Source organism: Prosthecobacter sp. GW821-HT29F12 (assembly GCF_058803405.1).
The window spans coordinates 4,703,944-4,719,458 of record NZ_CM179517.1 but is presented as its reverse complement, the minus strand read 5'-3'; the positions used below and the strand labels follow the sequence as shown (position 1 = coordinate 4,719,458).

The 15,515-nt window shown below is 60.5% G+C and carries 11 protein-coding genes; 7 read left to right on the top strand and 4 right to left on the bottom strand.

All coding sequences use genetic code 11. The features are described 5' to 3' along the window. Nucleotides 1–107: 107 nt before the first annotated feature. From AC3RLQ_RS19370 to AC3RLQ_RS19355, 4 genes are all read left to right on the top strand, one after another. The gene (locus tag AC3RLQ_RS19370; protein WP_493030288.1) at nucleotides 108–3,425 is read left to right on the top strand and encodes a protein kinase domain-containing protein; all 3,318 of its coding nucleotides are present in this window, start codon (nucleotides 108–110) and stop codon (nucleotides 3,423–3,425) included. An 88-nt stretch (nucleotides 3,426–3,513) separates the two neighbouring features. Further along, complete coding sequence (locus AC3RLQ_RS19365; RefSeq protein ID WP_493030287.1) at nucleotides 3,514–4,017, top strand: RNA polymerase sigma factor; 504 nt, start codon at nucleotides 3,514–3,516, stop codon at nucleotides 4,015–4,017. Continuing rightward, complete coding sequence (locus tag AC3RLQ_RS19360; RefSeq protein ID WP_493030286.1) at nucleotides 4,014–4,460, top strand: hypothetical protein; 447 nt, start codon at nucleotides 4,014–4,016, stop codon at nucleotides 4,458–4,460. Before AC3RLQ_RS19365 ends, AC3RLQ_RS19360 begins: the two co-directional genes overlap by 4 nt. Then, nucleotides 4,414–5,949, top strand: coding sequence for a hypothetical protein (locus AC3RLQ_RS19355; RefSeq protein WP_493030285.1), 1,536 nt, complete (start codon nucleotides 4,414–4,416; stop codon nucleotides 5,947–5,949). Before AC3RLQ_RS19360 ends, AC3RLQ_RS19355 begins: the two co-directional genes overlap by 47 nt. Nucleotides 5,950–5,952: 3 nt before the next feature. On the opposite strand, the gene AC3RLQ_RS19350 is transcribed toward AC3RLQ_RS19355, so the two are convergent. Then, nucleotides 5,953–8,940, bottom strand: a complete 2,988-nt coding sequence (locus tag AC3RLQ_RS19350) for a PSD1 and planctomycete cytochrome C domain-containing protein (protein ID WP_493030283.1) — start codon at nucleotides 8,938–8,940, stop codon at nucleotides 5,953–5,955. An 81-nt stretch (nucleotides 8,941–9,021) separates the two neighbouring features. Continuing rightward, nucleotides 9,022–10,380: a serine/threonine protein kinase gene (locus tag AC3RLQ_RS19345; RefSeq protein WP_493030282.1), complete on the bottom strand. Its 1,359-nt coding sequence runs from the start codon at nucleotides 10,378–10,380 to the stop codon at nucleotides 9,022–9,024. 100 nt (nucleotides 10,381–10,480) lie between these two features. On the opposite strand from AC3RLQ_RS19345, the gene proC reads away from it, so the two are divergent. Continuing rightward, nucleotides 10,481–11,284: a pyrroline-5-carboxylate reductase gene (gene proC, locus AC3RLQ_RS19340; protein WP_493030281.1), complete on the top strand. Its 804-nt coding sequence runs from the start codon at nucleotides 10,481–10,483 to the stop codon at nucleotides 11,282–11,284. 196 nt (nucleotides 11,285–11,480) lie between these two features. On the opposite strand, the gene AC3RLQ_RS19335 is transcribed toward proC, so the two are convergent. Together AC3RLQ_RS19335 and AC3RLQ_RS19330 are read right to left on the bottom strand one after the other, a co-directional pair. Next, nucleotides 11,481–11,837 (bottom strand): hypothetical protein, encoded by a 357-nt coding sequence (locus AC3RLQ_RS19335; RefSeq protein ID WP_422319619.1) that lies wholly within the window; start codon nucleotides 11,835–11,837, stop codon nucleotides 11,481–11,483. Between the two features lie 246 nt (nucleotides 11,838–12,083). Next, nucleotides 12,084–13,880, bottom strand: coding sequence for an NADPH-dependent assimilatory sulfite reductase hemoprotein subunit (locus AC3RLQ_RS19330; RefSeq protein WP_493030280.1), 1,797 nt, complete (start codon nucleotides 13,878–13,880; stop codon nucleotides 12,084–12,086). 179 nt (nucleotides 13,881–14,059) lie between these two features. Between AC3RLQ_RS19330 and AC3RLQ_RS19325 the strand changes: the two genes are divergently transcribed. Together AC3RLQ_RS19325 and AC3RLQ_RS19320 are read left to right on the top strand one after the other, a co-directional pair. Continuing rightward, nucleotides 14,060–14,887 (top strand): CCDC113/CCDC96 family coiled-coil domain-containing protein, encoded by an 828-nt coding sequence (locus tag AC3RLQ_RS19325; RefSeq protein ID WP_493030279.1) that lies wholly within the window; start codon nucleotides 14,060–14,062, stop codon nucleotides 14,885–14,887. A 66-nt stretch (nucleotides 14,888–14,953) separates the two neighbouring features. Next, complete coding sequence (locus AC3RLQ_RS19320; protein WP_493030278.1) at nucleotides 14,954–15,514, top strand: c-type cytochrome domain-containing protein; 561 nt, start codon at nucleotides 14,954–14,956, stop codon at nucleotides 15,512–15,514. The last annotated feature ends 1 nt before the right edge of the window (nucleotide 15,515 follow it).

Here is a 15,515-nt window from a genome sequence, read left to right as displayed (position 1 = left end):
GAAGTGATCGGTTGTTTCTGTATCGAAAATAGTCAGAATGTTCTCTAGCCATGAGCGCTTCTGTGTCTGCTGAGGAGGCTCTTTTTCAGGCCGTTTTAAAACGACCTATGGCTCAGCGTAATTCTTATTTGAAGCGGACGTGTGGCGATGACTCTGATCTGCGGCGCCGTGTTGAAGAACGCCTCGCGGCCCGCAACATGTGCGCAGGCTCAACGAGCCAACAGCCTGAGGGGGCGGAGGATGACGAGGAAACCCTGCAACTGGAGCATGACGCCGAACCCGTTCATGAACAGATTGACCGTTACCGGCTGTTGAACGTGATCGGCTCCGGAGGTTTTGGCAGTGTGTGGCATGCCGAGCAGAAAGGTCCCGTCCCCAGACGTGTGGCGCTGAAGGTCGTCAAGCCGGGCATGGATACGCGTGAGGTCATTGCTCAGTTCGAGGCGGAGAGACAGCTGCTGGCTTTGATGGACCACCCCTGCATTGCCAAGGTGTATGATGCAGGGGCGACCCGCGAGGGGCTGCCCTATTTTGTGATGGAACTGGTGGGTGGGATTCCGATCACGAAGTTTTGTGATGAGCACCGGCTGTCCACGGCTGAGCGTCTGCGATTATTCGTGGAGGTGTGCAAGGCCTTGCAGCATGCGCATCAGAAAGGCGTCAGTCATCGTGACATCAAGCCCAGCAACATCCTCGTGTGCAAGCATGATGGCAAACCTCTCCCCAAGGTGATTGATTTTGGCATCGCCAGAGCCACACGACCGATGCCAAACGGGGTCAAGACCCAGCTGCCAAACGATCAGCTGATCGGCACTCCGGTTTATATGAGTCCGGAACAGACGGCGGGGAGCATCGACATCGATACTCGCTGCGATGTCTATGCGCTGGGAGTTCTGCTTTATGAACTGCTCACTGGCAGCACTCCGTTTGATCAAAAAAAACTGCAGGAAGCCGGCGAGCAGGAGATTCGCAGGATTATAAGCGAGGAGACGCCGGCAAAGCCTTCAGAAGTGCTTGCTGCGATGCCTCGTGAGGCAGCCGCAAAAATTGCGGCACGCCAGCAAAGCTCTCCCGCCCTGCTGGCAGCAGCCATGCGTGAGGATCTTGACTGGATTGTGATGAAGGCCATGCAAAAGGACCGCAACCAGCGCTACGAGACGGCCAACGGTCTGGCCATGGATGTGGAAAGATACCTCCTGAGCGAGCCGATTGTGGCGCGTCCGAGCAACAATCGTTATCGGCTGAACAAATTGGTGAACCGCAACCGGCTGGTCTTCACCATGGGTGCTCTGGTGGGGGTGGCGTTGCTCATCGGCATCAGTGTCAGCGGCATGCAAACCTATCGGATCACACAGGTTGAGCATGAGCATGACCGCTTGCGCGCCCTGGCCGAACAGAGTGAGCGCAGAGCCCATGAGGACAAGGAGGCTGCCAGAAAATCTCTGGCCAGGGCCCAGATCTCTCTCGCCGACGCAGCGTATCGTGATCAGGACGGCAGCACGATGCAGGCCGCGCTGCTGGCAGTACCGGCAGAGCTGCGCGACTCGAACTGGCACTACCTGATGGAGAAATCAGACACGTCCTTCGCCAGCATTCAGGTGCCCAGTGGTGCTGCTGTGGAGCGTGTGCTGCCGCATCCCATTCAGGCGGGAGTGTTCATCATGGTGTCCTCCGACTACTGGGTGTCGATCACGAAAGTCGGATCTGCTGCCGCTCAGCTGAGTTTCCAGCTTGGTTTTGAAGATCGCTCCACCCCGGATTTTTGCCTGACCATTTCACCGGACGGTGAGCAGCTTGCGGCGGCCAAAATCAGCGGCGGAGGCATCGTCATTCACAATCTCAAGGATGGCAAAGTGATCACTCGTTGGGAAGATGCTGGCACCGATGCGTTGCTCTTCAGTCCAGATGGACGACGTCTGCTGGACATTGCTCACAACGGGCCTGCTCACATGCGGCTGGCGCAAACGGGCGCGGTTCTTTGGACTGCGGAAGGAGCCGAATCCATGGTTCTCGCTGCTTTCGATCCAACGGGTCGGCAGCTGGTATGCAACAAAGCCACGGGCGGGCAACGGCTGCAGATCATCAATGCCTTCAATGGTGCCGTGCTGCGTGAATTGAGCGCGCCTCGCTCGCGCCTCACGGCACTTGCCGTCAGCCCGAATGGTCGTCAGGTTTTGACGGGTGACCAACGCGGTTTCGTGCGCTCCACGGAGCTCGGCACCGGAAACATCCGTTACGAATTTCGCGCCAATGATCGTGCTGTGTCCTCACTGGCTTTTGCGCAGGATGGCAGGCAGTTCATCACCCTATCCAATCTCTCCGGCGGCCGTCAGTCCATCCAGGTGTGGGATGCTTCCGCCGGTATTTTTCTTCAGCCATTGCTCAACGCAGGCAGCATCGGAAGAGAACTCTGCGTGCATCCTGTCTCGGGCGAGATAATCGCCACGGGTGCCACTGCCAAAGCCTGGCGTCTGAAAGGCCTGAACGAGGAGTTTCGCCTGTCAGCCCGCGATTTTGCCAACACCTGCTTCTGGAGCAGCGATGACCTGGTCTTTGCTCATGGCACGAACACCGGCATTGATCTCATCGACCTGAATGACGACGCGTCCCGGAGTCATCCGCTTTGGCGATCGGCAGATAAAAATGCCCGCCTGGTCACTGCCAGCATTGATGGTTCGAAGGCTGCGGTCGCATCTTCCAGCAAGGCTGGCTCTGACATCCAGCTGCTTCGACGTGACAAGAACCGCGTCGAAGAATTGCGGCATCTCACGGCTCCCGGAGGTCTGCTCTTCATGCACTTCGATCCCTCGGGTGAACGTCTCCTCGTCCGCGCGGCCAGTGCCTTTTATGTCATCGATGCCGGGTCCGGCCATACCACCACCATTCCCTGGGACAAATCTTTTGCCGTTCGTGAGGCGGAATGGGTCGGGACTACGCCGCGCATCGTCGCACTCCTTGCCGCCAAGACCTCACGCAGTCTTCCGGGCTCGGAAGACCGGCTGCTGTTGTTCGATGCCACGTCGGGCGAGTGTCTGCAAACCACCCTCAATAGCAGTGTCATCAATGCCTTGGCAGTCTCGCCGGACGGCTCCCTCTTCGCTGAAGGCGGGGCCGATCGCATGGTGCGCCTGCGCGACACCCAGACACTCGCCATCAAACAAGAGCTGCGTGTGCATGACGGCCCCATCATGGCGCTCGCGTTTCATCCCGCACGTCCCATTCTCGCCACAGCCTCCGAAGATCTCACGATCAAACTTTGGAATCTCGCTGATGGCAAACTCATCGAAGAGTTGAGTGGTCCCGTCGGCCCGCCTCGTCAGCTCGTTTTCAGTCTCAATGGCCGACGCCTCGCATGTCTCTCGGGTGATCGTTCCATGCGTATCTGGAATCTGGACGCCTTTACGGAGTCAAAGAAGTCGGATTAACCATGGCTGCAGACGAGAGGCTCTAAAAAAGCACCCGATGACAAATAAAATCCCCCAACCCGTGCGTCGTTTGTCAAACTGACCACGGATGCCGCCCACTGAAGCCACCCTAGCCCGACTCCATGCCGACTACGCCGTCAGTGCGTATCGGTTTGCCTGGTCGGTGACGAAGGATGAATCGCTGGCGCAGGAGGTGGTGCAGGAATTGTTTCTCAAGCTCGCCCGGGACGCTGCGGTGATCACCACCGCGCAGTCCGAGCGCGCCATCATCTTCACGCTCACGCGCAATCTCGCGCTCGATTCCTTGCGTCGTCGCTCCACCCGTGAAGATGTGTTGGAGAGATTCGCAGACGAATCACCCGGCTGGTTTCTGCCTGCCGCTGATGCCGAGGCCGAGGAAACACGCGCTCAAATCACCGCTGCACTCGCCGCTCTTCCCGAGGAGCAGCGCAGCGTCATCCACCTCCATGTGTGGGAGGAGCTGGGCTTTCGCGAAATCGGTGAACTGCTCGGCCTTCCCACCCAGACCGTCGCCAGCCGTTACCGCTACGGCTTGGAAAAACTGCGTGCCCAAAAACACACCCTGGTATGAACAAAGACATCGAATCCACCCTCCGTACCCAGCGCTGGCGCGACCCTCCGCCCGCCTTCCTTCAGCGTGTTTTGGAAGAAGCGCTCCAAGTCTCGCGACAGCGTCCTGGAGTGCTCCAGCCCTCTGGAGCTTTGCGCGAACCGCAAAACGTCCGAAAGCGCCCAAGGCCCGGCACACTCCAAAACACTGCCACGCCGAAGTTCTTCCTCCGCCTGCTCTCCTCCATCCCTCGCCCCCTCCGCCTGCCACTCGCCGCGTGCTGGCTGCTGGCCTTCTTCTTCCGCATCACCACGCCCGAGGCCATTCCGCAATCCACCCTCAGCAGCTACGCCAAGCTGCCCCCGATAACACCCGCGCAACTCCTCGCCAACCGCCAACAAATCGAACAGCTCGCCCATGAACTCCTCCACCCCCGGCACCAAGGCCCCATCCCGCCTTTATAGCGTTCGCTTTGCCCGCTGGCTGGCCCGCCTCGTGTGGAATCGTCGCATGGGTTGGACGCTCGTTTGTCTCATCTCTCTCATCACCGTTCTCTGGCAGTGGGAAAACTGGCGCAGCGCGAGAGAGCTTGCGGCGGTTCATCGCCGTATGGTGGAGCGGCTGGGCACGGGCGATCCGACAGCCCTCATGCCGCCGAAGGTGACCGATGAAGAGAACTACTTTGCCAATCCAGTCTTCGAAAGCTGGCTGCATGTGAAGAAGCCAGGCACGCTGAGCCTGAGATACGTTCCTCCACAAAACGCACTGCTGCCGAAGGACTTCATCCGCCCGGAGATCACCAAATCCAAGGATGGCGAAGGCGATAGGCTCGATCTGGTCACCTGGATCAAGAACCGGGGTATCAAGGCTCCTGAGTTACCGGCCACGGTCCTTGCCCGCGAACTGGGAGACGGCAATGGCCTGCTGCCCAAGCTTGCTGAAGGGCTGAACAAACCTTTCTCAGTCATCAAACCGGGCCAGCGGGAGGCCTTGGAGGCCGTCGGAAACAATCCCTGGCAGGCATCCTTTCCCGACTTCCTTGGACTGAACGACTTCCAGCTTCAGCTTGGCCTTCATCTGCGCAGCGCCGCCTTGGCCGGAGATGCTGCAAAGACGGTGAGCACGGCGCTGATCATGTTGCGCATCAGTGAAGGAATGGCGCGTGGCGGTATGGTCGGGTGCCTCGTTCCTCTGGCCGCCCATGGCATCACGTTTGACGCTTTGCACGAGGCCCTCGGCCATCCAGTCTGGACGGAAGAGTCGCTGGGCCGTCTGCAGGTGCGGCTGGGCCAGTTTGATGATTTGCAGCAGTATCAATCCGCTCATGGCCAGGAAATACTCGGCATGTTTTTCCAGCTCGAGTATTTGAGAAAGCACCGCCACTTGCTGGAGGACATAACCAACCGATCCTTAAAGACGCCGTTCTTGGAGCGAATGATAGAGGATGCATTTTATTATGTCATGGTGAATGGCCCCATCGGCTGGCATGATGCAAACGTCGCCTTTTACGCCGATTGCATGCTCGATCAGCTTGGACCACCCGGCCCCGAAGCCTGGCTTTCGTCAGGTTCCAGAGCGGAAATCGTGCAGCGTCGGAGCAAAGCGGAAAACTCATGGCCCAATCCGCGCCGCATCCTCGGAGCCATTGCCATTCCGCAAATCGGTGATATCACGCAAGCCGCCGCCGAGAGACTCTTCCACCGCCGCTGCCTCATCATGGCCTGTGCCTTGGAGAAGCATCGCCTGAAGCACGGCAGCTTCCCCGAATCGCTCAATCTGGTGAAGACCGACCTGAAGCTCTTCCAAGTCACCGATCCCGCACGGCCCACACAGCCGCTGGGCTATCGCCTCGAAAAGGACGGCTACCTCCTCTGGTCCGCAGGACCCGATGCGAAGGACGACGGCGGAACTAAAGACAAGGACTGGCTGTGGCGCATGAAGCGCGAGCCGTGAGCCTCACTCCTTCGTGATCGTCTCGTCGAGATTGAGCAGCACGCGCGCGACCAGGGTGTGGGAGTCGATTTCACCAGGCTTGGGCTGGTGGCGCTTGAGCATGTCCACTAGCAAAGCCGTTTCTTTGGAGCTTGGCTGGCGGCCGGTGCAGAGCTGGAAGCCGTAGGCGATATGGGAGGCATCATCGCTGCCGCCTTCCTTCCACATGCGTTCACCCAAGGCTTTGGCGGCAGCCATGCTCATGGTTTCGTTCAGCGTCATCAGAGCCTGCAGCGGAGTGTTGCTCTTCGAGCGGCGAATGCAGGCGCTCTCGCCATTGGGTACATCAAAAGTGCTCAAAAAAGGATACGGCGTGCTGCGGCGGCGAAAGACATAGACGCTGCGGCGGAACTGGTTCTCATCCTCATCCACCTTCCACGGGAAGGGCGCATAACTGGCAGGCTTCTCAAACAGATACGCCGGTGCAGGCGGCATCACGGGCCGCCCGCCGATGGCTGGATTGAGCAAACCACTCGCCGCGAGCTGGATGTCGCGCACGACTTCGCCCTCCACACGGAAGCGCGGACCACGCGCGAGCAGGCGATTGTAGGGGTCACGCTCCAAAAGCTGGGGCGTCACCTTGCTGGACTGCTGGTAAGTCTCGCTGCTGGTGATGAGGCGCAGCAGGTGCTTCGTGCTCCAGCCATGCTCCATGAAATCAACCGCAAGCCAGTCGAGCAGCTCGGGATGGCTCGGCGGCGAGCCCTGCGTGCCGAGGTCCTCGGCAGTCTCCACCAGTCCAGTACCGAAACAGGCCTGCCACACGCGGTTCACATAAGCCCGGGCGGCGGTGGGCGATTTTTTGTCCACCAGCCATTTGGCAAAGGTGAGACGCGAGCCATCCGCATTCTTCGGCAGCGGATTCAGCACCGCAGGCACACCGGCGGTCACTCGGTTGTCGGGTTTGAGGAAATCACCGCGCTTGAGCACCGAGGTCATGCGCGGCTCCGCGCGCGGATCCAGCGTCAGGGTGGTGGTGCCTTCAGGATGCTGCTTCCACAGCGATTCAATTTCGTCATTCACCGGCTGCCATTCCGCCACGGTGGTGCGGAAGACGCTGAACTCAGCTTTTTTGCCATAGAGCGGATCAGCCTCGGCATTCGGCGCATCCGTCACACTGATGCGATACCGTCCCAGGTTCATCGTCTGCAAATCATCGCTGTTCCAGCCGCCGTGCTTCATGCTCAGCGTCACGCTCAATTCGCTGTCAGGCTTGAGTTCCACGGGTTTCTCCAAAACGAAGACCGCATTGCGCGGCACATTGCGCCTGCCAGGACCCGCATTGATGCCCCAGGCAGTCTCCACTTTGCCATCAATCGCATACGCGATGGGTCCCGTGACACGTTTGTCCTTTTTCACATCCTGGTCGCGGGCAAAGGGGGCGAGCGGTGAGTTTTCCGGTTCGCCATAGTCAGCAGTGGCTTTGACAAATTTCAGCTTGGTCATCTTGCCGTCGATCTTCATCTCAGCCTGAAATTCCGTGAGCGCCGCCGTGCCCTTTTGCGAACGCCCCGGGCCATACGCAGGCAGGTTGGGGTCATTCATCAGCTCCAGTCGAAAGGCGCTGATGATTCGTGGCGCAGCGGGAGCGCTCGCATCATGAAATCCCTTCACCGCAAACTTCACATCACTCTTCGTCGGAGCATACCCTTGCGCGAGGATGCTCCCATCCGGCTGACGCAGCGCCTTCTCTCCCCCTGAAGGATCGTCCTCAAAGGCCAGCGTGTGCCACTGCGGCTGCGCGGCTTTCACAGCAGCCACCCATTCTTTCATCCGCTGCTGCCAGTCAGAGTGGTCATGCTTCAGCTTGGCTTCCAGCTCCGCCGTGCGCGTGAGCACCTGCGCGCGCTGCATCTGCTCGCTGGCCGTGTACACCACGCGCCAGGGCTCGTTGTCATTGTTGAGGTAGGCAAACATGCGGTAGTACTCCTCCTGCGAGATGGGGTCGTACTTGTGGTTATGGCACTGCGTGCAGCCAATGGTGAGCCCGAGGACGCTTTTGCCGATGGTGTCCATGCGGTCAAACATCGACTCCATGCGGAACTGCTCCGGGTCCACGCCACCCTCCTCATTCACCATCGTGTTGCGCAGGAATCCGGTGGCCACGATCTGATCCTGCGTGGCCTGGGGCAGCTCATCGCCAGCAAGCTGTTGAATGATGAACTGATCATACGGCAGGTCGCGGTTGTAGGCGCTGATGACCCAGTCACGGTAAAACCAGATGAAGCGCATCGGGTCCTTTTCGTAGCCGTTGCTGTCTGCGTAATGCGCCGCATCCAGCCAGTGCCGCGCCCAGCGCTCACCAAAGTGCTGGCTGGCAAGCAAGTTGGAGGTCAGCCGTTGAATGCTTCCTGCGGGATCCTGTTTGTATGCGATGGCAAAGCCCGCGGTTTCCTGCGGCGTCGGCGGCAGGCCGGTGAGATCCAGGTGAATTCGGCGCAGCAGCGTTTCAGGAACTGCGGCGGGCGAGGGCTGCAGCCCCTCTTTCGCCAGACGTTCGCGGATAAAGGCATCGATGGGATGCTTTGCTCCCGCAGGCACGGGCGGCCGCACGGGCGGCTTGAAGGCCCAGTGGTCAGTTTTCCGCTCGATGCTCACGCTCGCGCTGTCAGGCCAGACCGCACCCGCATCGATCCATTCCTTCAGCTTGCCGATCTCCTCCACGCTCAGCGGGTCACCCTTGCGCGGCATGCGCATTTTGGGGTTCGTGCCCAGCACCGCATGCATCAGGCGGCTGTCATCCGCCTTGCCGGGGACAATGGCCACACCAAAGTCTCCGCCCTTCAGCGCGCTCGGTTTGTTGTCGAGCCGAAAGGCCGCCTCCTGCTTGTGCCCGCCATGGCATTGATAGCAGTGATCGCTGAAGATCGGCTGGATGTCCCGAACGAAATCGACCGCCGCAGAGGCACGTGCGGTGAGGAGCAGCAGGAGAAGGGCAGGGGAGCTTTTCACGAGAGGAGTACGCACATCCCGCATGCGAAATCACCGCCTGCCGCATGGAGAATGCTGTCGGGCGGTAGCCTTAGCACCCGCTCAGCGGACTTTGGCATCGGTCACCACAGGCGCTGGCGTTGTTTGGGCGGCAGTCGTGACGTCGGCTTTCGTGCTGTCTGCCATGCCCAGAGGTGTGGCAATGGCGGGCGTCTTCTCGCTGCTCACGGCTGCGGACACCTCCCCGCTCGGGATGGATTTCTGGATGAACGGCCACACAAAAAACCCAATCACGGTGAGAGCCGCCAGGTTCAGCACCACCGCCATCATGACACGGCTGCCGGAGGATTTTTTCAATGCGGCGGGTGGGGCGTCAGCTCCAGCGGTGGACTTCGCAGCGACAGGGCCCGCAGCCGCAGCAGTCACGGACTTGGTCGCCACGGGCTTCGGCTTTGGCACACCCGCAGGAGCCGGGATCGACACAACGGAAGCAACAGCCACAGGCTCATCCAAATGAACGGCGACAGCCTCAACCACCTGACCATCCCCCGGCTCCACAGCCAGAACAGCCATGGGAATCCCAGGTTGAACGGCCGCTACGAGCGGCGTGGTCTGGGCTCCCGGTGCCATCACAGGCGCCTGCTGTGGCATGTAGGCAAAGCCGGTGTGCATGCTCAGCATCAGCACATCCAGCGCCTGAGCCACCGACTGCGGGCGCTGCTGCGGCGCTAGATTGAGAAGCCACGCCAGCCAGTCGCGCAGCGGCGGGTCTAGGTCCGGCCGCAGGTGGCTTAGCACATGGCTCGCGTTGAAGGCCTGCCAGTCCCGCATGATCTCCTCCACCGTCGTCCCTTGGGCCGGTGCGGTGTTGGTGGCCATGCAGAACAAACTGCCCGCCGCTGTGAAAAGATCGCTCTGCGTCGTCGGCGTGCCGCCCGCGTGCAACTCCGGTGCGCGAAACCACAGCGTCTCCGGCGGTTGCGTCTGTCGTGCCAGCGTGAGGCCCCAGTCCTGCACCTGCAGAAACAAGCCGCCGCCAGGATGATCGGCGATGATCAGATTGCTCGGCTTCGGGTCGCCATGCGGCTGGCGCAGATGCTCGCCCACCAGCAGCGCATGCATCAGCTGCACCGCCAGCGCTCGCAGATCAGCAGGCGCGGGCCTGCGCTCAGCGGCAAAGTTCCGTCCGTTCATCCCCGGCATGAATTCAGACACCAGGGCAAACTCTTCCTCCGTAGGCAGCAGCGTGATCAGTCCCGCGATCTGAGGATGCCGCATCTGCATCAGCGAAGGAGCCAGCAGTTGCAGGCGCTCCCGATCCAGCGGATTCACCGTCTCGTGGTCCTGCAGCAGGACCTTGATCAGCACCTTCCGTCCCGTCATCGTCTCCACTCCACGATACACTTTGGCAGAGGGCCCGGCGGCGATGATCTTTTCGGGCTGAAAGTGGTCGGGATACATTTTTAGCGACGATTTCTACCAGAATGGCAAACATCCGGGGTCCAAAGCAAGACTAGATTGGCGTACTTGCACGCCGCCACATCTGCCCCAAATTCGCCCCATGATGAAACTCGGACTCATTGGCTGTGGAAAAATGGGCGGCGCGCTCCTGCGCGGCGTGGAGCAGGCGCTTGGCAAAACCAGCCTGAATGTGGCGCTCAGCGATGTGATGCCCGAGGCCGTGAACTCCCTCCGCAAATGCCTCGCCTGCAAATCCATCACCGGCACACCGGCGGAAATCGCGGCGGTATCAGACGTGATCATCCTCGCCGTGAAACCCGGAGACATGAAGTCCCTGTGCGAGGCCCTCTCCCAGGTCAAAGGCTCCCGCCTCTATCTCAGCATCGCCGCCGGCGTTTCGCTGGCCAATCTCGAAACCTGGCTCGGCGGCAAGCAGCGCGTCATTCGCAGCATGCCCAATACCCCTGCACTCGTCGGAAAAGGAGCTGCTGCCTTCGCACGCGGTAGCAAGGCCACCGCTAAAGACGCCGCCCTCGCGGAGAAAATTCTCGGAGCCGTCGGCACCGCAGATGAAGTCGCCGAAAAACTGCTCGATGCCGTCACCGGCCTCTCCGGCAGCGGTCCCGCCTATGTTTACACCGTCATCGAAGCCCTCGCCGATGGCGGCGTCCTCATGGGCCTGCCACGTGCCGCAGCCCTGCGCCTCGCCGCCCAAACCGTCGCCGGTGCCGCAGAAATGGTCCTTACCAGCGGCAAACACCCCGCGTCCCTGCGCGATGAAGTCACCAGCCCCGGCGGCACCACCATCGCCGGCCTCGAAAAACTCGAGCAGCACGGCCTCCGCCACGCCATGATCCAGGCCGTCCGCGCCGCCACCGAAAAAAGCAAAGCGCTCGGAGCCTGATCGTAGGACAGGCCTCCGGGAAGTACGATAGGCACTCCTGCCCGTCGATCAGCGCCCCCGCAAGCTCCCGCGTCCACGTTTAGCCTCAAACCGACCAGCGATAGCGCCAGTCCGTTGAAGTGATATGAAAGGATGGCTTGCGAACGGCTGACCTTGGAGAATCCCTGGGACCGTGATCACTACGCCAACGCAGATTTTACGATCCGAGCGAGAACCCAGTTTTGTAGGTGTAACCAATAAATGCGAGCGTCGCACCCACTATAGCAGCGATCAGCACCACCAGCGGTGCGGCGATCACACGGCGCTTCGCCAGCACCGGCAGAAAGCCCAGCACCAGCCACAGGCCGATCTTGATCCAGGCCCACACCGGCATCGTGCCCATGATGCCAAGCTTTGCCAGCATGCCGAATCCGGAGACAATGCTGATGACCAGACCGATGCCATGCCACATCATGGCCTTCTTGGCACCTTCGCTGGAGAACAGACCGCCAAAGCCAATGAAAACAAGGATCAGGCCGATGAGATGCAGGTAATGATAGAACGGGAGAGACATAGCCGAGTCTGTGGCCCAAAGATACGCGACACACAAGTACCGTAATGTTCAGAAATTGCCCGTGTTGCCGCAAGGAATAACCTGAATACACAGAACCAGCCCCTCATTTTCTCTGATTTTCCGAATCTTTTCAGTGCCTCCTGCCGGTCAACTCTCTGTCCTCCATCCTGATAGAGAACATATCTTGGCACAAAAAAGGCGGCCCGCGTGGTGCGGGCCGCCTCGAAAACAATCCTTTTGGGAGAATCAGCCCGCCTCAGCAGCCGTCGTCTTGGCTTCGGCCAGCTTGGCGGCACGTTCGGCCAGTTCGATGTGGAACTGCTCCGGCGTCGGCGCCTCGCCCGTGGTGCGGGTGCGGGCGAACCAGTCGGCGAAGATTTCGCCGTCCTTGCGCTCCGCTTTGAAAGCTTCCAGGAAGGCGCGCACCTTCACCGGCACTTCTTCACCGAGGACGGTCTTGTACTCCAGGCCGGCCAAGCGGTTGCCGCGGATGCTGCCACCCACAAACATCGCGTACTTGTTCGGCGAGCGACCCACAAAGCCGAAATCGGCGTTGTAAGGGCGGCCGCAGCCGTTCGGGCAGCCCGTCATGCGGAAGAGGATCGGCTCGTCTTCGAGGCCCAGTTCACGCAGCGCTTCGTCGATCTTGTCCATGAAGCCCGGCAGCACGCGCTCAGACTCACTCAGAGCCAGGCCGCAGGTCGGCAGGGCCACGCAGGCGTGGGCCACCTTGCGGGCGCGGGTCATGCCGTCCGCGTGGATGACGCCATGCTTGGCCAGGATGGCGTCCACGGCGTCCTTTTGGTCGGGCGCCACGTCGGCAATGATCATGTTCGTGTTCGGTGTCACGATCAGCGGCAGGTCCAGCTCTTTGCACAGCTCCACAAAGGCGCTGCGGTAGTGCGGGCCGTTTTCACGGTCCACAATGCGGCCCATGCTCACGTGCACGGCGCAGTAGAGCTTGCCGTCACCCTGCTCATGCCAGCCGAGCTTGTCCTCCACACTGTCAAAGTTCAGCTCCTTCGGCGGGAAAGTTTCAATGCCCGGCAGGCGGCGCACCACTTCGGCGCGGAAGCCGTCGAGGCCCATGGTCTGCACGGTGTACTTGAGACGGGCGTTTTTGCGCTCGGTGCGGTTGCCGTGATCACGCTGGGTGGTCACGATGGCTTCGATCGCATCCACCACGTTCGCACGCTTCGCATACAGCAGCGGCTGGCCCAGGAAGGGGCGGGTGCTCAGCTGGCCGTGGCTCATGCCAAAGCCGCCGCCGACGGTGATCGTGTAGCCTTCCACAGCACCGTCCACCACGTGCGGCACAAGGCCCACGTCCTGGGAGAAGATGTCCGCATCGTTGCAGGGCTGGATGGCCACGCCGATCTTGAATTTGCGCGGCAGATAGACCTTCCCGTAGATGGGGTCGTCACCTTCGGGAGCCTTCGTCGCCTCACGCACGGCAGGATTCACCTCCGGATCATGAGTCCACTCAGGCTCCAGCTTTTCGCCATCGAGCCAGATGTCCGCATAGGCGGAACTCCGCCACAGGAAGCGCTGGCTGATTTCCTCCGTAAGCTTCTGAGTATCAGCGTGCACGGCATCCTTGATCGGAGCCGCAGGGCCCATGGTGTTGCGCACCACGTCACCGCAGGCACCCATGGTGCTGAGGCCGCTGTGGCAGACATTGGAAATGACTTCCTTCAGGCCGCCTTTGAGCACGCCGTGGAGCTGAATGCCTTGGCGGTTGGTCAGGCGCATGTTGCCAAAGGCCTTGGTGCACAGGTCGTCATGGATCATCCACTGCTTCGCGGTGATGCGGCCGCCGGGCATCTTGCTGCGGATCATGAAGCTCCAGGCCTTGTCCAGCTTCGCCTTGGTACGTTCGGCGCGCACATCGCGGTCATCCTGCTGGTAGGAACCGTGGTGCTTGAGCAGGATGTTGGAGTCCTCCGGGATGTTCGGGGTGCTGGTATCAGCGAACTGCTCGGCCAGCTGGCCACGGAGGCCTGCTGAGGCGAGTTTGATGTCTTCGACGGAGGCTTTGCTCATAAAGGGTGGTTTGGGGGGCTTTCAGTCTCGGCTAGGATACTTTGAATGCAAGCCTTGAGGCCAGGCCGTCATTCTGAAAAATCATGGTACGGGATGCGTGACAAACGGGAGTGAATAGGATTACATTCTCTTTGGAAATGAGCAGGCACCCTACTCGCATTCTTCCAGTGACAGCCGCCATGCTCTTGCTGCTGGGCGGCTGTGTCAAAAAAACCGAGTACGATGCTCTGCAGATCGAGAACCAGACCCTGCAGACCCGTGTCGATGAGACCAACCATCTCCTGGAGCAATCACAAGCAGATTTGTCCTCCCTGCAGGCACAGATGCAGCAATTTGCGGCGGTACAGGCAGCTTTGAAAAAGACCCAGCTGGAGCTCTCCCAGACGCAGGAGGAGCTCAAGGCTCTCAAAGCTCAGTTTGACCGTTTCCGCACCCAGCGCCGCAGCGCCATGGTCGGCAGGAAGTTTCCCGTGCTGAATCTGGACGATGGCAAAGTCCTGCGCGACGCCGAGATCACCGCCGTCAGCGCCGAGGATATTTCCCTCCGGCACGCCGACGGCCTGGTCAGAGTCGCCTTCGCAAAAACCACCCCGGACCTTCGCTGGGAGGCCTGCTACGATCCGATGGAGGCCGCAGAAAAATCCCGCGAGAAAATGCTGCTCCAAGCCCGCGAAACAGAGTTGCGGCTGGCTCGTGAGCAGGCCGGTTCCTCCCAGACTCCCGCCTCGGAGGCCACCATGCCGGCCCGCAACGTGGTGGATATTCTCCGCTCTCAGCTTGCCGCACAGCGTCAGGCCTTGAACGCAGACTACTACGCGCTCGCTGCCAAGAACCCCGGCGCCATGCGCGGCGTGGTGTGGAATTCCTCCCAGCCGGAGGCCAGCCCCTTGCTCAATACCCTTTCCGGTAGCCGCGCTGTGCTGGGCATCAGCCGCCTGCAGGCCCAGCGCGACGCCATTCTGGCCACCCTGCAGCAGCTGCGTCAGCTCGACCCCTCCGCTCGCTGAACGCACGGAATCCATAAATTAATCTAGGCAAACCGCCCGTTTGATCGTTCCATGTCGCACTCAACCATGAAATTCAGCCTTCTCTTCGCTCTTGTCCTGACCACCACCGCTGCTTCTGCGGTCGATTACAAAACGCAGATCGCTCCCATCTTCCGCACCAAGTGCTATGCCTGCCACAGCACCACCAAGAAGGTCAAAGGCAAGCTGGCACTCGATGATGACAAGCTGCCCGAGCAGATTGGTGCGGGTAAAAATATCATCCCAGGAGATGCCGCCAAGAGCACCATGTGGGTGAACTGCACGCTGGCGGATGATGACTCGGATGTGATGCCTCCGGAAGGCAAGAACAAGCTCACCGCTGCCGAGCTCGACGTCTTCAAAGCCTGGATCAATGAAGGCGCCAGCCTCACCGGCGGTGGCGCAGCTCCTGCTGCCGCCATGCCCGCAGCAGCCGGCGGCGTCCTGAAATGGACCAACACCGAAGGCAAGACCATCGAGGCCGAATTCGCAGGACTTCAAGGCGACAGCGTGCTCCTCAAAATTCCCTCCACCGGCGTCACGCACATTCTGGCACTCAGCAAGCTCTCTCCCGAAAGCCAGGCCCAGGCCAAAGCCGCGGTGAAATAAT